Origin of the sequence: Desulfovibrio ferrophilus, from assembly GCF_003966735.1 — a bacterium.
In the GTDB taxonomy this organism is placed as follows: Bacteria; Desulfobacterota; Desulfovibrionia; order Desulfovibrionales; family Desulfovibrionaceae; genus Desulfovibrio_Q; species Desulfovibrio_Q ferrophilus.
The window spans coordinates 887,689-908,943 of the sequence record NZ_AP017378.1 but is presented as its reverse complement, the minus strand read 5'-3'; the positions used below and the strand labels follow the sequence as shown (position 1 = coordinate 908,943).

The window sequence follows — 21,255 nt, the reverse complement described above, 5'->3', positions numbered from 1 at the left end:
GAGTTCCTACTTCTTGCCGTATTTCTGCGCCCTTGACGCGCCAATGAAGGCAGCGAACAGCGGATGCGGGCGCATGGGATTGGACTTGAACTCGGGGTGGAACTGGCAACCCAGGAACCACGGATGGTCGGCAACCTCGACAATCTCAACCAGTTCTCCGTCAGGAGACAGGCCGGAGAAAGTCAGGCCCTTTTCGCCGAGCATGTCGAAGTATTCCTTGTTGAATTCATAGCGATGGCGGTGACGCTCATCGATGTTGGTGACCTGATAGGCAGCGTCGGCCTTGGTGTCCTTGACCACGGCGCAGGGGTACGCGCCCAGGCGCATGGTGCCGCCCTTGTCGCTGGACTCGTCGCGCACTTCCTTCTGCTGGCGCTGGAAGTCATACCATTCCTTCATCAGGTAGATCACCGGATGCGGGGTGTTCTGGTCGAACTCCTCGGAATTGGCATTATCCAGACCGACAACGTTGCGCGCGAACTCGATCACCGCGCACTGCATGCCAAGGCAGATACCGAAAAACGGAACCTTGTTCACGCGGGCATATTCAATGGCCTTGATCTTGCCTTCCACGCCGCGCGAGCCAAAGCCACCGGGTACGAGCACGCCGTCCAGGCCTTTGAGCTTCTTCGCCACGTTCTTGGCGGTGATTTCCTCGGAGTTCAGGTACTCCAGGTTCACCTTGACGTTGTTGGCCACGCCACCGTGCACCAGGGCCTCGTGCAGGCTCTTGTAGGCCTCCTTGAGGTCCACATACTTGCCAACGATACCAATGGTGATTTCACCCTTGGGGTTATCCAGCTTGTATGCCAACTCCTGCCAGGGGGTCAGGTCCGGGTTCTTGGCCGGGAGCTTGAGCATGATGGCGAGCTTCTGGTCGATGCCTTCTTCGTACAGGTTCAGGGGAACCTTGTAGATGCTGTCCACGTCCACAGCGGTGAACACGGCGTCTTCATCCACGTTACAGAACAAGGCGATCTTGGCCTTCAGGCTGGCGTCGAGGTCGGTCTCGGCACGACAGAGAATAATGTCGGGCTGGATACCAATGGAGCGCAGCTCCTTGACGCTGTGCTGGGTGGGCTTGGTCTTCAGCTCGCCCGCAGTCTTGATATAAGGCACCAGGGTCAGGTGAACGTAGAGGCAGTTTTCCTTGCCCAGATCACCGCGCAACTGGCGGATGGCTTCCAGGAAGGGCAGGCCCTCGATATCGCCGACGGTGCCGCCGATCTCGATGAGCGCCACGTCGAGGTCATCGTTGCCGAGTTGAATCACGGCCTTTTTGATCTCATTGGTAATATGCGGGATGACCTGCACGGTACCACCCAGGTAATCGCCACGGCGTTCCTTGGTGATGACCTTGTGGTAGATGGAGCCGGAAGTGTAGTTGTTCTTCTGGCTCATGGGCACGTCGAGATAGCGCTCGTAGTGGCCCATATCCAGGTCGGTTTCGGCCCCGTCGTCGGTGACGTAGACTTCCCCGTGCTGGAACGGGTTCATGGTACCCGGGTCCACATTGATGTACGGATCGAGCTTCTGAATGGTGCACGTCAAACCACGTGCTTTCAATAGAGCTCCGATGGAAGCCGCAGAGAGTCCCTTGCCGAGGGACGACAGTACGCCGCCAGTAACGAAGATGAATTTAGTTTTCATACTCCGGACCTTCCCCTTGTCGTAATACGTTCAACTACAACGCGGCGAGATACACGCAAGGTGCACCCACGCCACGATTAATCCACAATACAGCACGGTTCAGCCCGCCGCATCCTGAGCTGATTCGGCGGGCCGTTTTTTGGGGGCAAAATTCCTATAACAACCTAAAAAGGCTATGATTTCCGGGATAATTAACGACGAAGTCGCCATGGTCCCTTATTGACGATAAGAGCTTGTGTCATTATGGTCCCACTGTTTCGCGTAAGCTAGTCAACGGGTATGCCCCTGTCAAGAAAACTTCTGGAGGAATCAATGGCCCAGGTGAAGGCTCTGGTCATCACGGGATACGGTACAAACTGCCACGCCGAGAGCGCGCATGCGGCCACACAGGCCGGTGCGGACTCTGCCACCGTGGTGTATTTTTCTGATCTCGTGGCCGGACGCAACCGTCTCGAGGATTATAATTTTCTGATCTTCCCCGGCGGATTTCTGGACGGAGACGACCTGGGTGCGGCACAGGCTGCCGCCCTGCGCTGGAAGTTTGCCAAGACCAAGGACGGCCACGCCCTGCTCGATCAACTGAAAGCCTTCTTTAACGCAGGCGGCCTTGTCATGGGCATCTGCAACGGCTTTCAGCTTCTGGTCAAGCTGGGCCTCTTGCCCGGCCTGAACGGCGAGTACTTTGATCGCCAGGTTTCCCTGTCTCTGAATGATTCCGCAAAATTCGAGGATCGCTGGGTCCAGCTGAAGGCCAACCCCAACAGCCCCTGCGTCTTCACCAAGGGTATCGACACCCTGGATCTGCCCATCCGCCACGGCGAGGGCAAGCTGATCCCCAAGGACGACGCCACCCTGCAAGCACTCATTGACAATAATCTCATCGCCTTGCAGTATGCGCACCCCGAGTCCGGCGCACCCACGCAGGAGTATCCGTTCAACCCGAACGGCTCCCCGCATGCCATTGCCGGACTGACCGACCCGTCGGGCCGGGTGCTGGGTCTGATGCCCCACCCCGAAGCATTCAACCACAAGACCAATCATCCCAATTGGACCCGTGGCATTGATACTCAGCTCGGAACCGTTCTCATGGAGAACGCGGTCAACCATTTGAAAGGTCAGTAACGCCTGCCCGCACAGGGCACGCGCTTAAAAATTCCAGAGGGGAGTTCCGCCGCATGCTGCGCGATCCGGGTCCCTCGGGCCTGCGGGGCTCCCCTCGGGATTCAATCATGACAAACGCCATCCTCACCCCTCCTCCCGGCTGGGACAGCTGGGAATCCATCATGCACCGCGCACTGGCGCAGGCCCACAAGGCTGCTCAACACGGCGAAGTGCCCGTGGGCGCGATTCTGTTGAGCCCGACCGGCGAGGTCCTTGCCGAGGCCTGCAACGCACCGCTGACCATGAACGACCCCAGCGCCCATGCCGAAATGCTGGTGCTTCGGCGCGGCGCGGAAAAAATCGGTAACTACCGGCTTACGGACTGTGTGCTGGCCTGCACTCTGGAACCCTGCATGATGTGTCTGGGTGCCATGATTCACGCCCGCATCGGCGGATTGATCTTCGGCGCACGCGACCTGAAATCCGGCGCTCTGGTTTCGCGCATGGACGGGGCGGACCTGCCCTTCATGAACCATCGCTTTCCGTACATCGACGGCATCCTGGCCGACGAATGCAGCGCGGTCCTCACAGACTTCTTTCAGAACAGACGCTCCAAATAGCCCCCCAGCCTCACTCCGCACCTCGACACGCCCGTCCACTCCACGCGCACACGCAGCAACGGCCGCCCAAAGGCGACCGCTGTCACAAAAGAAGAATGGACTGAGTAGCGAGGTCTTCAGATACCAGCGCCCGGGGCCATCAGACCTCGAAAGTGGCGTTGCACAGATCGCGTATCAGACGCCCCGTCCAGGGCAACCCCCGGCCCGAAGTACAGCCAGCGGCATTCAGGCGATGCGCCGCCAACTCGCAATCACCATCCGAAGGCGCACCCATGCGCGTCAGTTCCCGAACCAGCCCCAAGACCTCCGAGGCATGGACCTCGGACAGCGGCACAGCACCTGTGCCCGAGGCATCGATACCAAGCCCCATGAGCATCACATCCAGATTGATCCCGTTCATGGCGCGAAGTTGCCCGGCGACCTTGGCATAGCCAGTGGTTCTGGCAAGGCCGGACTGTTCCATCAGCTTCAGGGCGCGGGCATAGTGACGGGCAGCCATGCGCACCACTCCCTGGTCCTTGTAGATACGGGCCATATGGCGCGCCGCACTCACCTTGCCCTGGAATCCGTGCAGATCATAGGCTTTGGAAATGGCCTGTTGGAAGAAATGGTCGGCAGCCATGAAGCGGCCCTCACGCGCTGCCTGCAATCCCCGCTCGTAGTACTCGTGAACATGCTCGAACGAACTCATAGGCGGACTCCTTCCCGTATATTCAATATGATCATTTTCGTATGGAATCGCAACACAAAAACAACCATTTCGGTCCGCCTGAATCCCTCGCTATCAAGCTCGATTCATGAAATCCTGCATTCGAGGGCAGTTGCCCCTTGCATCCCTCGCCGTTTTCACCTAAAAAATCCCCTCGCCTTCGGGCGATGGCCGATGGTAACGTTGTTGCCACACACGCGGAGAGGTAGCGAAGTCCGGCCGTAACGCGCTCGACTCGAAATCGAGTTACGGGTTCATAGCCCGTACGTGGGTTCGAATCCCACCCTCTCCGCCACAAAAAACCAAAGGGTTTCAGTCAGATGACTGAAACCCTTTTTTGTTTTTCCTAATGTATTCCTAACTCGCCTCACCAGACGCCATTGCACACTAAATCAGTATACTTATTTTATTAAATTAGAATAACCTAATCATTTCTATATTATATTACACTAAATTAGAAAATGTATAGAAAGTTGCTTGACTCAGAGAAGACCGAAATTATCGTCTAATGGAACCAATTAGCAAGGCACATTTAGATGAAGTTTCTCGACAAATACAATCGTAATGCAAGGTACTACCCCGTACTTCTGGCGCTTTTACCACTTGGCATAGTGGTCGCTAGCTTTTTCCCAGACAGCTTTTCCGGCTCTAAAATCTTATCCGGCCTCCTTACCAGTGGAGGACTCACCCTCTTTTTAGCTCACCTCGGACGAGATCGAGGCAAAAAGATCGAACCACTCCTGTACGAGAAATGGGGTGGCAAACCCACAACACTCACGCTCAATCCCAACACCACAACACTCAATAAAGCAGCCCTTAAGCGCATCCATGCAAATTTAGGACAACTTCTCGGCCACCCACTACCGTCTGAAGAAGAAGCCGCAAGCTCACCCACCGAAGCGAATGCTCAGTATGACAGCACAACTGCCTATCTGCGCGAGCAGACGAGAAACACAAAATCTTTTCCTCTAGTATATGAGGAACTTATAAACTATGGCTTCAGGCGAAACACCCTTGGCTTAAAACCACTCGGAATACTCACTTCAAGCTTAGGCGCATTGGCTATCATTCTTCACGACCTACCGCCCACTAAGGCTGAAATCAACTTAGCATGGGCCACCAGCTTACCCGCCATCTCTTTTTTCTCATTCTCTTTATGCCTTCTCCTGCTTATCTCCTGGATTTTCATAATAAGGGAACCATGGGTGAAAACGGTTGCCTACGCGTACGCTGAACGTCTGATTTCTTCAGCCGAAACCATCAAGCAAACAAAGATAGGAGATAATTAGCATGACAGCCACCTTAACCTTCCACCCTCTGGGCAACGCAGACAGCACACTGATCAAACTGGCCAACTCGCAACTCGTCTTAGTTGACTACGCGGACATGTGCGATCCATCAGACCCAGGCGACAAACGATGCAACCTTCCTCGCGAACTACACATAGCGCTTGCTCAAGCGCAACAAACTGACTTTAGAGTTGTCTGCTTCACCCACCTAGATGAAGACCATGTGAAAGGGACACGAAATTTTTTCTGGCTGGACCACCTCAAAGAAACCCAAAAAGAAGGCCGACCTAAAATTGAAGAGCTTTGGGTTCCTGCCGCAGCGATCACGGAAGTTGGAGTTGAGGACGATGCATGGTGTGTGCGTCAAGAGGCTCGCTACCGCTTAAAGCGGGGAGATGGAATCAAGGTATTTTCTCGCCCCGAATCACTCAAAAAGTTTCTCGAAGGCGAAGGGCTTTCAATCAAAGACAGACGGGATTGTATCGTGGACGCAGGGGAACTTGTACCAGGCTTCCAGATCGAAGCCCCAGAGGCCGTAGAATTCTTCGTCCACTGTCCATTTGCATGGCGGCAAGACGAAAACACTCTTGAAGACAGAAACCAAGATTCAATCGTATTTCAAGCCAGATTCAGAGAAAGCGACTCCACAACCAACGCCATCTTTGGTTCAGACGTCGACTCCGAGACTCTTAGCCAGTTAGTGCACATCTCAAAAAGCCATGGCAATGAAGATCGTCTTGAGTGGGACATCTTCAAAATACCTCATCACTGCTCCTACAAGACCCTTAATAAAAACGATAGAGGGGAAGACACCACCACCCCTGAGCCTAACGTAAAATGGCTTTTCGAAACACAAGGAAACGCTGGCGGCCTGATCGCTTCGACAAGCAAACCTATCCCTCAAAAAGGCTCCGATGAGGACAAAGCCCCTCAGCCTCCCCACAGGCAAGCCGCATCATACTACTCTAATGTCGCAGGCGAAAAAGATGGGGAATTCCGTGTAACTATGCAATACCCATCCTACCTCGACCCGAAACCATTCAAAATTGAAATCACGCGGTACGGAATCCGAACAGTTTCAGACATCACAAGCGGCGCGGCCGCAGCAGCATTAACACCACAGCGCGCTGGGTAAAAGCAATGCATGAATGGTTTAACCAATTCGCCCCAATAGAAGAAACTGATTTAAGACTTCCGCTGGCCATCAATTTCGCCAATTACATTCGAAAACACGGTCATCCTATAGCTAAAATCACAGGGTTCTTGCGATGCAATGAGAGGAGCATTGATGTCATTTTAATTCAAGTTGAGAGTGGAATGCCTCAACGTCCCCCGTACGCCATACATCGCCATGAAATAATTGGCGTATGCTTTCCTCAGACAGATGAATATCCTCGTGTTTTTTCAACACGCCCGGATTTCCCCGACACCCCACATCAAAATATAGCAGCAAAAGGACTACCATACAGCCTATGCATTGACGAAAGACCATGGCGGGAAGCTAAACTCACACACACTTCAGCCGACTTACTCTACAGAATAACAAATTGGTTCAATAGAATCTTAACAGACGAACTCCATGGTGCAGAACAGGCCCTCGACCCATACCTGCTCCCTGGAACATCTTTTACTGTCATATTCAAAGAAGAGGTTTTTAAACAACAAGAGGGAGAAGAGAAGGATATTGTCTGCATCGGAATACCAAACACAAGAATACTCATCGCAAAAAACTCAGATCAGAACGATAAAGAAAAAGCAAGTTTTGAAGACGTCGTATTCCTCACATTCGAATTGCATCCAGACAAAATGAAAAGAATTAGAGTATCACCAGATACACTAGAGCTATTACACGACGAAATGTTTCAAAGGGGTGTCGATTTAATTCAAAGCATATATGACAAAACAAGAGAATGGACTGAAGAAAAAAGTAAATTGCAAAATTTCAGATTCGGATGCCATCTTGGGATACTTGTCAAAATGCCAATAATCCACCCACTCACGGGACACGCAGGCGCATCAAGTACAATTGCATTTGTCACCGAAAACACCTTAGGAGAAATTGGAGTCGCTATTGATGCAATTGTTCACAACCCAGAAAAAGATGCAAGCGAATCTCAATATGGAGCAACAATAAACTTCGAAAAAACAGTAATTGAAAAAGAAAAACTTAGAGAATTCACAATAAGCGCAGCCGATGTCACAAGCTACTTCAACTCAAATCTTGCAGCGCGCCTAGCAGGATCAACGTCACATGACACAAGAAAAGTGACACTAATTGGCGCAGGAGCTATTGGCTCACTTGTCGCAGAATCTCTCGCACGTGAAGGCAGATATGAATGGACAATAATAGACGCCGACATTTTATTTCCACACAACCTCGCTCGGCACGCTCTGTCTGTCGGAGATATAGGACACCCAAAAGCCACGAGGCTATCTGAGCACCTCATATATGAGATACCTGCCACTCGCGCATCTGGATACTTCGCAGACATCATGTCTGAAAAAAGCGAAGTGAAACCAAAAATTGATGCTGCACTAAACGATTCGGACCTGATATTCGATGCTTCGGCATCAGTCCCAGTAAGTCGATACATAAACGACCTCGAAACAGAGGCACGCCGGGCGTCTTTTTTCTACAACGCAACAGGATCGACATCCGTATTAATGATGGAGAGCTCAAACAGATCAGTTGACATAAACAGCATCGAGTCCCTTTTCTACAGCACAATCATCACCACACCGCAAATCAACGACATATTAACTGTAAAGCCGGACCAAATACAGTATTCAGGAGACTGTAGATCACTGACAACTCGACTTGCATGCTCACGAGCGCAATTACTCTCAAACCTTATCGCCCAGGCCATACCAAACGCCACTGAACAAGACGATGCGCTTCTACAAATCTGGACCATCAGAAATGACGGCAGTATTTCAACAATGAGAATTACTCCTGATCCGCTTGAAACATTAATCAAAGATGGCTGGACCATTCGCATGCTCCGTCAGACGATGGAGAACATGACAAAACTTCGAAACGATAGATTGCCATCTGAAACTGGTGGAGTTCTCTTAGGAGTAGTAGACACCTACAAACAACGCATCGACATCGTTTCGGCTCTTCCGGCCCCCCAAGACAGCCAAGAACACCCACATGAGTTCATCAGGGGGACTTTGGGCGTCCTAGAAACCATAAAGGCTGCAGCAACCCAAACAGGAGGGCATATCCGCTACGTAGGCGAGTGGCACTCACACCCCCCCGGAGTCTCACCCCACCCAAGCTTCATAGACCTCACACAGCTAGCAGGGCTAACCTTAACTCTCGCAGACGATGGGAGCCCCGCCGTCCAACTTATCATAAGCGACCATGGGATAAGCGGAACGTTAGGGACAACTTCCCCCCTAAATTTAAATTAGGGGGACACCATACCTGTTTCGCAACCGTAAGGCCCCCCTCTTCACCCCAAAGCCAAAGGGTTCCGGCATCGATCGGAAGCCTTTCTCTATTTCCAGCCCCACCGCGAATGCCAGGTTGCCGCGCTCCCCAGCCCCACAGGACAAGACCAAAGTTGTGCTGATGCCGGGCGTGAGGTACAACCGCGAGGCGGACAAATCAAACACATACAGCTGCAACACCTTTGAAAAGTAGACTGCAATGCGAAGTGAAAAAATACTCATCCTCGGGCTGGGCGGCGTGGGATTCTATCTGGCCAAGGAACTGGTGCGCCAGGGACACGACATTACCATCATCGAACACAATCCGGACCTGGTCCGCCAGGCGGACAGCGAGATCGACGCCCGCATCATCCTGGGCGACGTGATGAGCTTCGACTACTGGAAACGTGCCAACGCCGACCATATCGAACACCTTATCGCCGTCACGGACAACGATTCGGTGAACATCATGGCCTGCATGATCGCCGACCGATTTGGCATCAAGAGCAAAGTCGCCCGCATTCGGACCCTGGAGATCTGGGAAAAGGATTCAATCCTGCGCCCCGAAGATCACAAAATCGATTTCATCATTCGTCCCGAGGAACTGACCGCGCAAGAGATCGCCCGTCTCATTACGCTGCGCGCGGGCAACGTGGTTATTGATATGGCCGAAGGCGCCATGAAGCTGACGTCCATGCGCATACCGGCCGACTCCCCCCTGGCGGGCAAAAAAATCCTGGACGTTTCCCGCGAGCACAAGGATGTCTTCTTCCGCATCGTGGCTATTGCCCGGGGCATCACCACCATCATCCCAAGCGGCGATCAGGAGCTTCTGCCCGGCGACCAGATCTTTTTCATGGCCACCAGCAAGGATTCGCCCATGCTCATGGAGCGCACCGAGGGCAAGGCGCAACGCAAACACCGGACCATGATCCTCGGCGGCGGCCTTATCGGCCGGCGGGTGGCGCAACTGCTGGAAAAATCGCATGACGTGCGACTTGTGGAGCGGGAAGAGAAACGCGCCGAGGCGCTTACCAACGAACTCGCGCATACCCAGATACTCCACGGCGACGCCTCCCACGCCGCGACTCTGGAGCAGGCAGGCGTGCTGGACATGAATTCCATCATCGCCGCTACCAACGACAACGAAACCAACATCATGAGCTGCATTCTGGCAAAGCATCTGCTCAAAACCCAAGGCCAGAACGGCCATTCCGGCGATAGCAAGACCATCGCCCTGGTGAACAAGGAAGAATATCTGGTATTGGCCGCCTCCATGGGATCGGATGTGGCGCTCAACTCCAAGGTCATCGCCGGTAACGAAATCCTCAAATACCTACGCCGCGGCAAACTGCTTTCCATGGCGCGGCTGCACGGATTCGATGCCGAAGTGGTGGAAATCAAAGCCGACCACCGCTCCCCCATCACCAAAAAGCCACTTTCCAAGCAGGATCAGTTGCGGGACAAGATTATTATTGGCGCGTACCTGCGAGACGGTGAGTGGCAGATCGCCGTGGGTGACACGCAGATACAGGCCCAGGAACGGGTCATCGCCATCTGCGGTTCCGCCAATATCACCGATTTGCAGGATCTTTTCCTGCACTAGGGTCTATCGACACACCCTGGCGATTCGCCCCGCACAGCAAAAACCGGACGTGCCGATTTCCTCGGCGCGTCCGGTTTTTGGTTGGGTCGAAAAAAAGCCCTACTTTTTCCAGAAGGCAGGATAGAAGACCACCAACGCGCTGAACATTTCCAGCCGCCCTACCAGCATCATATAGCTAAGGAACCACTTGGCCGTATCGGAAAGAAAGGCGTAGTTCTGCGCCGGCCCCACTTTGCCCATGCCCGGGCCGATGTTCATGAGCGTGGCGATGACCGCGGACATGGAGGACGTCAGGTCCAGATCATCCGTCAACGAAACAAAGCATCCCCCCGCCAGGATCAGGAATATGTTCACCAGAAAGTAGCAAATGGCCCAGTTGACGAGGCGGTTGTCGATGGGCTGGCCATTGAGACGCACGCTGACGATGCTCATGGGCGAGAAGAAGATTTTCTTGATGTTCTTGATCATGAACTGCCAGATGATGACGTAGTGCACGATCTTGATGCCGGACGTGGTGGACCCCGCACACCCCCCTATGAAAAACACCGCGTACAGCACCATCTGCGCCGCATGCGGCCATTGTTCATAGTCCGCAGTGGTGAAACCCGTGGTGGTCAACAGGGAATTGATCTGGAAGGCGGAATACCGCAAGGCGTCCACGGGGCCGTATGTGCCCTTGGCCCACAGAATCCACGCCACCCCCACGCAGAAAAACAATGTGAGGTAGACGTACCACTGGAACTCGGTGTTCCGTACGACGGTGCGCCAGTCGCCGCGCAACAGATGCAAGATAAGGACGAAGCTCATGCCGCCCAGGAACATGAACAGGGTGGTGCTCCAGTCGATCCAGGCGCTATTGTAGTATCCCACGGAGAGGTTCTTGGTGGAATAGCCGGATGTGGAGAGCGCGCCGAAGGCATGACATATCGCGTCGAACCAGGACATGCCACCCAGCCAGAGCAGCACCATATGAATGGCGTTGAGGCCCAGATAGAGCCCCCACAGCAAGATCATGGCATTGCGGTTGCGCGGCAGGATGCGTTCACCCACGGGATTTTGTCCTGGGCTGGATTCTGCCCGGAAAATGCGCACCCCGCCCATGCCGTGGGGCAGGAAGATGATGGTCAACGTGAGGAAGCCCATGCCGCCCAGCAGATGGGTTTCACTTCGCCAGAAAAGCAAGCCGTGCGGTACCGCTTCGATGTCCGTAAGGATGGTGGCGCCACTGGTGGTATACCCAGACATCATCTCGAAGAATCCGTCAGTGAAAGTGGTGGTGCCGTAAATGTAAAAAGGCAACGCCGAGAAGGCGGAAATGAGCATCCAGCCCAGCACCGCGATGACGAAAGCGTCCTTGGTGGAGATATCCTGATACTTGCGGAACCCCCACCACATGGGCAGCCCCCAGGCAGTGGTGAGACCAAACGAGAGGAGAATGGCGAACAGGTCATCCTCGCCGTAGTACACGGAGCAAAGGGCAGGAAAAAGCATGGAAACGCCGGTGACCAGCATCAGGGTGCCCATGACGTAGGCGATGGATCGTAGGTGCATAATCAATCCGGTCAGCCGCTGCGCCAGAAACCATGATGGCCGAAGGGCACAGGACAGGCTGGAGGAGCGTACAATTCGCAGAAATATATACAAGAAGTTGATCTGCGCCGCAAGCTGAAACCAAAAACACGCACGAGGAATTAGGGGGACACAGGAATTAGGGGGACACCATACCGGAATTAGGGAGACACCACGAATTAGGGGGACACCATACCTATTTATTGAAACCGAATTAGGGGGACACCATACCTATTTATTGAAACCAATTGCCTCAAACACAACCATCACATTCCATTGATTATTCCCTTCACTCACCCATTGCACTTCCCCCTTGCCCGCGCTAGGAACTCCGCATGGGACACATCATCGCCAAGGATATCTACAGGGAATTGGGGGACAAGGTGGACGGAATGCCCGTCCGGATGCCGTGGTCCGACGCCATGCATCGGATGCTGAAGGCCATCTACACCCCAGCCGAGGCACAGTTCATTATCCGCATGCCGTACCGCCCCTCCACGGCCCAGCGCATTGGCCCCATGGTGGGCATGCAGGAGCCGGAGCTGTCCAAGACGCTCAACAGCCTCTGCCACAAGGGGCTGGTCTGCGACATCTGGCAGGGCGACCATTACCTGTACATGATCTCGCCATTTGTGATCGGCTTTTTCGAATTCACCATGATGCGAACCAAGGGCGAACTGGAACCCAAAAAATGGGCCGAGTTATTCCAGAGCTACATGTTCGGCAATCGGGATTTTCTGGAGGCCAACTTTGGCGATGGGCAGATCGTCTCCGTGATGCGCGCCCTGCCCCACGAGGAAACCATCCGCCAGCAGGATCACGTGGAAATCCTGGATTACGAGCGCGCTTCGGCCATGATCGAGGAAGCCTCCATCTTTGCCGTGGGGCTGTGCGCCTGTCGGCACGAAAAGCACCACATGGGCACCCGGGAATGCGACGTACCGCTGGAAACCTGCACCTCCATGGGACCGTCCGCGGAATTTCTGATCCGCAACGAATTCGCCCGCGAGATCCCCAAGGGCGAAATGCTCGACATCTTCGCCCGCTCCAAGGATTATGGATTCACCCTGTCCACCGACAACGTGCAGCAGGACGCCGGCTTCATCTGCCACTGCTGCGGGTGCTGCTGCAACCTGATGCATGGCATCAAGTACTCCGGCTACCCGGGGGTGCTGGTCTCGTCCTCGTTCATTGCCAAGGTGGATGCCGAGGCCTGCAACGGCTGCGGCAAATGCGCCCGCGCCTGCCCCATCGACGCCATCACCATCCACAAGGAACAAACCACCGAGGGCAAGCCCCACTGCTGGGCCGAGATCAACGAGGAGCTCTGCCTGGGCTGCGGCGTCTGCGCGCTCAAGTGCAAATTCGATGCTCTGGACCTGCGCAAGCGCGATCAAAAGGTCTTCCATCCCGAAGACAGCTTCGAGCGGGTGATCCTGCAATCCCTGGAACGGGGAACCCTGCAAAACATCCTGTTCGACAACCCCAATTCCAAATCCGACAATTTCTTCCGGGCCGTGCTGGGCGGTTTCCTCAAGCTGTCGCCAGTCAAGAAGGGGCTGATGTCCGACGCACTTCGGTCCCGGTTCATGCACGCCCTGCGCAAGGGTTCAGGCCAATAAGCCGAGCGTTGAAGGCAGCCACGGTGTGCGGCCCTCTCCGCAAAATACGACCTATCCCCATGACCGGATTGACCGAAAATCAACAGGCCTCCCAGCCACCCCACGGACCTGCCCGGTGCGGTTGACACCTGCCAACCAATCGGGCAGAGGGTATTCATTGTTGAATAACAAGGAGTTTGGATGTTCAGTCAGTTTATGGAGCTTGTGTCCGAAGTTGCCGAAATGAAGGGCAATCAACAGGCTTAAACGGCTTTCCCGCCGCAATCCCTTGCGGTCCGAAATCGAGGCGTTCCAGCCTGTCCGATTGGTGTTTCTTCCGAAGCAGTCATTTGTTGCGCCCTTTCATTTTCGCAACGCCTTCACCATCATGCAGATATCAAGGCCTTTGACCTCTGGTCATTGGCTGGCAATGATCATGACTCATGGCCGATGCACGCCACCGGCCGCAATACAATGGTGATGACACATGACAAATCATAAGGAATTGCAGGCAGATACTTCAGTCGCCCCAACAACTCTCCTCAAACTGGGCTGGGACAACCACTTCGACCGCCAACTGGCGACCATAACCACAACCTACGCCCACATTGCCCGCGTCATCAGCGTACAGCGCGGTCTCTTTCTGGTGTCGGACGGCAACAGCGAATGGCTCTGCTCCCCTGCCGGCAGACTGCTGCACTCCCACAAGGGAGACTATCCCGTCACCGGAGATTGGGTGTTCATCGACGACACCGTGGTGACCGGCGTCCTCCCCCGCAAGAACATCCTCTCCCGAGGAGAGGCTGGCTCGCGGGGGGGCCGGACAGGCGCAACCACACGCGAACAGGCCATTGCATCAAACCTTGATGCGGTGTTCATCGTGTGCGGATTGGATCGAGACTTCAACATCCGGCGGCTGGAGCGATACCTGACATTGGTCTACAACTGCGGGTTGTCCCCCGTGGTGGTGCTGACCAAGGCGGATCTGCACGAAGACTCGGAGTCATTCCGGATGGAGGTCGAGACCATCGCTTTCGGCGTGCCCGTCGTGCTGACATCCATGCTTGACGGCAGAGGCAGAAGCGAACTGGAAAGTCATCTTGGAGGCGGGCAGACGGTGGCCATGGTCGGTTCGTCCGGTGCGGGAAAATCCACCCTGGCGAACATGCTGTATGGCAACGACATTCAGTCCACCAATGCCGTCAGCAGCAGCGTGGGGAAGGGGCGACACACCACGACGGTGCGCGAGCTCATCCGCATGCCCCAGGGCGGAATGCTCATGGACAACCCCGGCATCCGCGAAATCGCCTTCCACGAAGACGGTCACGGAGTGGAAAGCGCCTTTACCGAGATACAGGAATTGGCCGAGAAATGCCGCTTCGCCGACTGCACACACCAGCACGAGCCTGGCTGTGCCGTCTTGTGCGCCGTCGAGACCGGCGAACTCCTCCCCGACCGGTTGGAGAGCTACCACAAGATGAAGCGTGAAATGCAGTACCTTTCGGACCGTCGCTCCAAAAGTGCGGACCGCGTTGAGAAGGAACGCTGGCAATACGTGGCTCTGCTAAAAAAGAGTATGTACAAAAAGAATAAATAATTAGGGGGGACGCTCAAAGCATCATGATCGGTGGACACGCCGCTCTGCCCTGCTGGCAGCTTACGCCAAAAAGCAGAGAGTGCTATCATAAGCTAAGTTGAATATTGGGCCGCTTAAACCACCTTCTCTACCACAAAAACCAAAGGGTTTCAGCTAATAAGCTGAAACCCTTTTCCTAACCTATTCCTAACTCAAACACTAAAACGAAAGATCTTGCCCTATTTTACCCGTCACCCCATTGCACCCTTGCATTTCTGTATGCCCCTATTTCTGTCTTAATTACTCGAAGTGGCCCTCGTTGCCACTATGGCAGGAGGAATGGCGGGCTGCCACAGCAATCGGCTTTGTGAGCCAATCTTCTTGCTCAGAGCAGATTCTTTGATGGCCAGAAACATAACGGAGCCTTCGACTGGGCCAGATGGTTCGGAGTCCGGGCCGTAGGTAAAAATGGTCGATGAAAATTGATAAAGAACGCGTGTCATGCCGGTTGTCGAATCGTTAAACAGCAAGGCGTCCACATCTCCTGGCACCCTGCTGACGGTAAGCTTCCGATCAGGATCAGAAGGGATCGAATACGAGCCACAGAACTCATCGAGAGCGAACTGATCGGCACCAATGGAATGCAGGCTTTGCTTCAAATATTTATCATCTCTGCGCTGGTGGGAATCCTTCCCCATCGGGTACACAACAGCTCCGGACTGGACCAGCAGGACAGCAGAGGCGTGCTCATCTCCGGATACTCCCTGAGCAGCGGACACCGACGCCAGGAACAGGATACTCACCAGAACGAATTGCCCCAAGACAGGCAAGAACCTGGAAGTTCCAATCACAAAGCCACCTCCACTCTCACAAAACATCCAACACTGCAGGCAAAGATCAGTCGCTTAACCCTGCCGTATAGGTATGACTCTGACAAGGGACCATTGGCAATTGAGCCAAGTGCTTTCATTTTAGCATGTTGCATTACACTTCGACTCACGAAACCTAAAGCCAAAGCATATACAACCACACCAACCTTGCAGGAGCGAGATTGCTATTCACCCTCCAATTGCTTGGCAATTTCGGTCAGACGAGTCGATATGGATTTGCGTTCTTCGCGGCTCAAAAGATCAACATCAATTGACAGGGTGAAGCCTTTTTCCTGGTGTTTGAGCGTGCGCTTGAGGTCGATGCTTCCTTCATTTTCATCGCACAACGAGACCAAGGCATAGGGCCGAATCTCCCTGCGTATACCCTTCACAGACAGAGGAGGACGCTCCTCGACATTCACAATGTCCTGCACGAGGACGTATGTCTCCGAAGACATGAGGACCCCACCGGGATCAGCCTGTCCCTCAAGCCGGGCCGCCAGATTCACCTCTCCACCGATGATGGTGTAATCCATCCTGGTTTCAGAGCCGAAGTTCCCCACATTGCAATATCCGGAATTGATCCCAACCCGCATCCTGAAGGGTTTGTCATAGCCCATCTTCGGCCATTCCTTCTCCAGTTCGGCCATGCGCTTTTGCATGGCAAAGGCCATCCGCACGCAGAGCTCGGCGTCTTCCTTGACTCCCTTGGTCTCAGGATCGCCAAAGAACATGAGCATGGCGTCGCCAATGAACTTGTCTATGGTGGCTCCATACTGCAGCGCAATGGCGGACATCTCCGTAAAATAGTAATTCAGCAGCATGGTTAAGTCTTCAGGCTGCATGTCGTCTGTGGTTTGGGTAAAGTCCTTGATGTCGGAAAAGAACACCGTCAGTTTCTTACGCTCGGTGGAAAGGACCACATCGCGATCTCCCGCGAATATGGAGTCATACACCTGGGGCGAGAGATATTTCCCCAATTTCAAGGAAAGGCTCTCCAGCATTGTGTTTTTCTCATCAAGGGAACTCAGAGTGTCGGCCAATTTGGTCTGCGCCTTTTTCCTTTCTCTGATTTCGCTGCCCAGCTTACGATTCCACAATACGATCAAACCAATCACCAGGATCACCCCGCCAGTAACGGGAAGTGCCCAGTTGAGCACAGTCTTCATGTCCAAACCGTGCTCAAATTTTAGGGCGAGCCATTTGCCCTTGAACTCGGCGGCCTGTTCTTCCGTAACCACGGCCATGGCCTTGTTGAGGATTGTGACCAACTCGGGGCAATCCTTTCGCACGGCCATTGCCAGAGACATGGAGTAATCCGTGGAAACAGCGATCTTGAGCGTGGTTATTCCCTGCTGCTCGATGGCATAGCTTCCGGTGGCCAAATCATTAACGAACCAATCCACATTGCCGAGGGCAAGGGCATCAATGGCCTCACGGACGGTCGGGAAGGTGATCAGCTCCATCTTTGGGTAGTCGGCAAGGAGATATTCATGGGCCGCATACCCTTCGACCACTGCGACGCGGCCTCCCATGACATCAGTCAGCCCGGAAATCAGCGGGGCTTGCTTTGGGGAGAATATGACGATGGGGAATTCTATGTAGGGATCAGTGAAAAGCATGTGTTCTTCACGAGCAGGAGTCCGGGCTATGGACGTAATCACATCCAGCCGTCCCTGCTTGGCGTAATCCAGAACCTCACTCCAACTCAGGCCCTCGACCGGCGTCATATCCACCTTGATCTTATCTTCTATGAAGGCAACATATTCCGAAGAAACGCCCCGGTATTCCCCCTGATCGTTGATGAATTCAAAAGGAGCACTTTGGGGGTCTATCCCGATCCTGAGCCTGGGATGCTCCTTCAACCAGGCCCATTGCTTCTTGGTGAGTGAAAAGACTTTTTGCTGGAAACCGGAGGTATCAAGGTAAGTGGACAAAATGGCTTCGCGCTCTTCCTTGGTGATGGCATCCAGTCCTTTTTGCAGGATGTCGCGCAGGATGGGCCTGTCCTTGTCCACCGCAAAGCGGAGCTGACCGGGCAGGTCCGTGCGCCACAGGCTCACAAGCTTCAAATTAGGCAGGGTGAACTTCTTGATCAGGTAGGATGCCACCACTTGATTACCAATGTAGGCATCGGCTTTTCGTGTTGAGACAGCCTCGAGGGCGTCCTGAGTTGATTTTACGATCAGGACGTTAATTTCTGGATGTTCCTCGGGTAACGCCTTGGCGATTGCGTACCCATCTTCAAGGGCCACTGTCTTACCCGCCAAGTCTGCCGGTGACTTGATATCCTCTCGTTCTGTTGTCGTGAATATGGCCGAGTAGTATTCAATATAGGGCTTGGTAAAAACAAAATCTTCAAGACGCTTGGACGTCTCATTCAAGCCGGGGGCAACGTCCAATTCGCCAGCCTTGAGTTTGCTCATGTGAGCGCCCCAATTGGTGTCGAAAACCGGCTCGATCCCCAAGCCCAGCTTGCCCGCAGCGACCCTGATGAAGTCTGCCGCTATACCGGCATAAGAACCATCAGCCTGCGCCATCTCAAAGGGTGGCCAGTTGGGCGTTGACGTCAGCGTGATGGTTTTTTTTCCCTGCAGAAAGGACTTCTCTTCGTCTGTGAGGTTAACCTTGTATCCGGCGACGTCATGGTAGAAACGATCTTTGGGATTTACGATCCAGCGTTTATCAATATCGGCCAAAACCATCTGGTTCAGATCGTTAAATCCCTCGTCGATGAGCTTGATGACATTCTTACGGGTCTTGAGCACAGCAGCATGAACAGTGTTGGCGATTTCACTGCCTGATATTCGCGAAACAAGCCCTTGCCAGCCAAGCTTGGCCAAGCTTTGTGAAATTGTAGGGACTTCTTCGAAAATGGCATCCACTTCACTGGCGACAAGGCTGATCAACAACGCTTCATGATCCTTAAAGACGACAACGGGGATATTCGGGTGCTTTTCGCGCAGGTAACTAAGTTGGTAAGTACCAGCAACCGCGCCTACTTTTTTATCTTTCAGTGTTTCAAAAGAGAGCGGAATGGAGTGCGTACGTTGGTAGAGAGCGCTATTGATGGTGTGTATGGGAGCCGAAAAATCAAGCCACTTGGCTCGTTCTGTATTCTTGAACAACCCGGAGTGCACATCCGCCTGACCGGATTGCAACATCGTTAACGTTTCATCCCAAGTCCCGGCGGCAAACTCCACCTCGACACCGGTCTGTTTCGACCACTGCTGCCACATTTCCACAAGCAACCCTGCGGGCTTACCCGCTGGAGTGACTATGGAAAACGGAGAATATGTCTTGTCTATAGCGACGACAAGCTTGTCCTGAGCATGAGAAGCAGTGGATAGAAGTAGACTCAGCAGAAAAGCAACACACACACAGCGAAAGAGACGGATAAAAAACACAGAATACTCCTCGTCAGGCAGGCGTATAGGTTAGTTGGTCATAATGCGACTCTTTCCGGTACCAAAGAGCAATAGAAAAGGAAATAGCATCATTTATTTTATACCCTTGCAAAAATGAAATATCATAGAACGACAGCAATATTATCAAATTCACAAATTTTCGAGAATCCTCATGATTACGAGCAGAAACAGTAGAGGAACAATGAGGGCAGGAGAGAACCAAGGGAGAATAATGGGGGCAGTATACTTTTATTTCAGAGTTTTTCTCCCTTCATCCTTCAATGAGCAATCACCCTCGCCACTCAGCCACTAGCCAAGTCCCCCCCGGCGGTGGCGAGTTATACCCTGCGCCCAAGACTCTTCTGCGCTCTCACGAATACAAATTCCAAACATACACTCTTGGCGGCTTGCATGGTCAACAGGGCCGACACAGCGCAAACATCGCTCCCCCAAAGCACTCAAGGCGGTTTTACCACCCTCTTCCTCTTTACATTGCTTGATATCTCATGATTTATAGTAAAGATTCGCAACTCCCAAAGGTTCTGCGTAGCGCCCATCAGCCCGCAAGGGCAAAATACTGAGGAAACATCTTGTGAAGAGCAGATACATCGCCTGCCACGAATGCGACCTGTTGCACCACGTCCGGGAAATTCCCGACGGGGGCTCGGCCCGTTGCATGCGTTGTGACGCCCTGCTTTACAGGCGCAAGGACAACAGCATCGATCAGGTTCTGGCCCTGACTATTGCGGGGCTGATCCTCTTTGTTCTCGCCAATGCCTTCCCCATGCTGACCATGCGCCTTGATGCCAATTTTCAGGAAACAACACTACTCACTGGAATGCAACAGTTGTGGAATCAAGGCCTGCCGGGGTTGGCGGGGTTGGTGTTCCTGACCACCGAGTTGGTTCCACTAGCGAAGCTGCTACTCCTGGCCTACATCCTGATCCCCATACGCATGGGTATTTTGCCTCCCGCCACGGGCAAGGTCTTCCGACTGGTGCTGGCCCTGCAACCCTGGGCCATGATGGAAGTGTTCATGCTGGGGGTGCTGGTGGCCATGGTCAAGCTGGCCTCCACGGCCGAGATCATCGTCGGCCTTGCCCTGTATGCCTTCGGTTTCCTGATCCTGATACTGGCCGGTATATCCTCCTCTCTCGACCCCAATGAGGTCTGGAAGCGTCTGGAGGCCCGTTGATGGAAATGCAGATGCCCATCGCCGCAGAGGTCGGCCTGGCAAGTTGCCACAGTTGCCAACTGCTGATGCGCAAGCCCCCCGAGGGCATATTCCATGCCCAATGCCCCCGTTGCGGTGCAACGCTGCATACGCGAAAGCCCCGCAGTCTTGGCCGTACCTGGGCCTATCTGGTCGCCGCCGTCATCTTCTATTTTCCGGCCATGGCACTACCCATCATGACCACCACGACCTTTCAGGGGGTCCGGAGTGATACCATCCTCTCAGGCATCTACTACCTGCTGACTACGGGCATGTGGCCCCTCGCCGCCATCGTCTTCTTTGCCAGCGTCGTGGTGCCTATCCTGAAAATCATCATTCTCATCATGCTGGTGTTCACGGTCCAGCGGGGATCCTGCTGGCGCCGGCTCGACCGAACCCGCCTCTACCGCCTGACCGAAGCTGTGGGCCGTTGGTCCATGGTCGATATTTATGTTGTAACCATCCTGGTGGCCCTGGTGCGCCTCCAGGCCTTGGCCGTCATCGAGGCCGAGCCCGGTGCCGTATTCTTCGCCTCCGTCGTGGTACTGACCATGTTCGCAGCAAAAAGCTTCGACCCCCGGCTGATTTGGGACAAACAGGAGCACTAAGA

15 protein-coding genes and 1 tRNA gene are annotated in these 21,255 nt (G+C 53.9%); 11 read left to right on the top strand and 5 right to left on the bottom strand.

Annotated features, from left to right (window positions below; translation table 11 throughout):
* Positions 1–6 precede the first annotated feature (6 nt).
* A complete protein-coding gene (locus EL361_RS04230) occupies positions 7–1,650 on the bottom strand; it encodes a CTP synthase (RefSeq protein WP_126376933.1) in 1,644 nt (547 codons plus the stop codon).
* Between the two features lie 312 nt (positions 1,651–1,962).
* On the opposite strand from EL361_RS04230, the gene EL361_RS04225 reads away from it, so the two are divergent.
* Together EL361_RS04225 and tadA are read left to right on the top strand one after the other, a co-directional pair.
* Entirely contained in the window at positions 1,963–2,772 is an 810-nt protein-coding gene (locus EL361_RS04225) for a phosphoribosylformylglycinamidine synthase subunit PurQ (RefSeq protein ID WP_126376931.1), read from the top strand.
* Between the two features lie 107 nt (positions 2,773–2,879).
* A complete protein-coding gene (gene tadA / locus EL361_RS04220; RefSeq protein WP_126376929.1) occupies positions 2,880–3,371 on the top strand; it encodes a tRNA adenosine(34) deaminase TadA in 492 nt (163 codons plus the stop codon).
* Positions 3,372–3,510: 139 nt separating this feature from the next.
* Here tadA and EL361_RS04215 read toward each other — a convergent pair whose 3' ends face one another.
* Complete coding sequence (locus tag EL361_RS04215; protein WP_126376927.1) at positions 3,511–4,062, bottom strand: hypothetical protein; 552 nt, start codon at positions 4,060–4,062, stop codon at positions 3,511–3,513.
* 217 nt (positions 4,063–4,279) lie between these two features.
* Here EL361_RS04215 and EL361_RS04210 point away from each other — a divergent pair.
* The 5 genes from EL361_RS04210 (at position 4,280) to trkA (ending at position 10,410) form a co-directional block, all read left to right on the top strand.
* Positions 4,280–4,375, top strand: a tRNA-Ser gene (locus EL361_RS04210).
* Between the two features lie 241 nt (positions 4,376–4,616).
* On the top strand, positions 4,617–5,369 hold the full coding sequence (locus EL361_RS04205; protein ID WP_126376925.1) for a hypothetical protein: 753 nt from the start codon (positions 4,617–4,619) through the stop codon (positions 5,367–5,369).
* A gap of 1 nt (position 5,370) precedes the next feature.
* Positions 5,371–6,504, top strand: coding sequence for a ComEC/Rec2 family competence protein (locus tag EL361_RS04200; protein WP_126376923.1), 1,134 nt, complete (start codon positions 5,371–5,373; stop codon positions 6,502–6,504).
* 5 nt (positions 6,505–6,509) lie between these two features.
* Positions 6,510–8,786, top strand: coding sequence for a ThiF family adenylyltransferase (locus EL361_RS04195; protein WP_126376921.1), 2,277 nt, complete (start codon positions 6,510–6,512; stop codon positions 8,784–8,786).
* Positions 8,787–9,024: 238 nt separating this feature from the next.
* Complete coding sequence (gene trkA, locus EL361_RS04190; protein WP_126376919.1) at positions 9,025–10,410, top strand: Trk system potassium transporter TrkA; 1,386 nt, start codon at positions 9,025–9,027, stop codon at positions 10,408–10,410.
* A gap of 99 nt (positions 10,411–10,509) precedes the next feature.
* Here the strand turns inward: trkA and EL361_RS04185 are convergent, their stop codons facing one another.
* Positions 10,510–11,961, bottom strand: a complete 1,452-nt coding sequence (locus tag EL361_RS04185; protein ID WP_126376917.1) for a TrkH family potassium uptake protein — start codon at positions 11,959–11,961, stop codon at positions 10,510–10,512.
* Between the two features lie 353 nt (positions 11,962–12,314).
* Between EL361_RS04185 and EL361_RS04180 the strand changes: the two genes are divergently transcribed.
* Together EL361_RS04180 and rsgA are read left to right on the top strand one after the other, a co-directional pair.
* Positions 12,315–13,601, top strand: a complete 1,287-nt coding sequence (locus EL361_RS04180; protein WP_126376915.1) for an ATP-binding protein — start codon at positions 12,315–12,317, stop codon at positions 13,599–13,601.
* A gap of 466 nt (positions 13,602–14,067) precedes the next feature.
* Positions 14,068–15,177, top strand: coding sequence for a ribosome small subunit-dependent GTPase A (gene rsgA, locus EL361_RS04175; RefSeq protein WP_126376913.1), 1,110 nt, complete (start codon positions 14,068–14,070; stop codon positions 15,175–15,177).
* Between the two features lie 275 nt (positions 15,178–15,452).
* Here the strand turns inward: rsgA and EL361_RS04170 are convergent, their stop codons facing one another.
* Positions 15,453–15,959, bottom strand: a complete 507-nt coding sequence (locus EL361_RS04170; RefSeq protein ID WP_126376911.1) for a hypothetical protein — start codon at positions 15,957–15,959, stop codon at positions 15,453–15,455.
* A gap of 251 nt (positions 15,960–16,210) precedes the next feature.
* Positions 16,211–19,432 carry a transporter substrate-binding domain-containing protein gene (locus EL361_RS04165; RefSeq protein WP_126376909.1) on the bottom strand — a complete coding sequence of 1,074 codons (3,222 nt, stop codon included), beginning with the start codon at positions 19,430–19,432 and terminating at the stop codon, positions 16,211–16,213.
* Positions 19,433–20,024: 592 nt separating this feature from the next.
* On the opposite strand from EL361_RS04165, the gene EL361_RS04160 reads away from it, so the two are divergent.
* Positions 20,025–20,627: a paraquat-inducible protein A gene (locus tag EL361_RS04160; protein ID WP_126376907.1), complete on the top strand. Its 603-nt coding sequence runs from the start codon at positions 20,025–20,027 to the stop codon at positions 20,625–20,627.
* Entirely contained in the window at positions 20,627–21,253 is a 627-nt protein-coding gene (locus tag EL361_RS04155; RefSeq protein ID WP_197723452.1) for a paraquat-inducible protein A, read from the top strand. The genes EL361_RS04160 and EL361_RS04155 overlap by 1 nt, the downstream gene beginning before the upstream one ends.
* Positions 21,254–21,255: the final 2 nt, after the last annotated feature.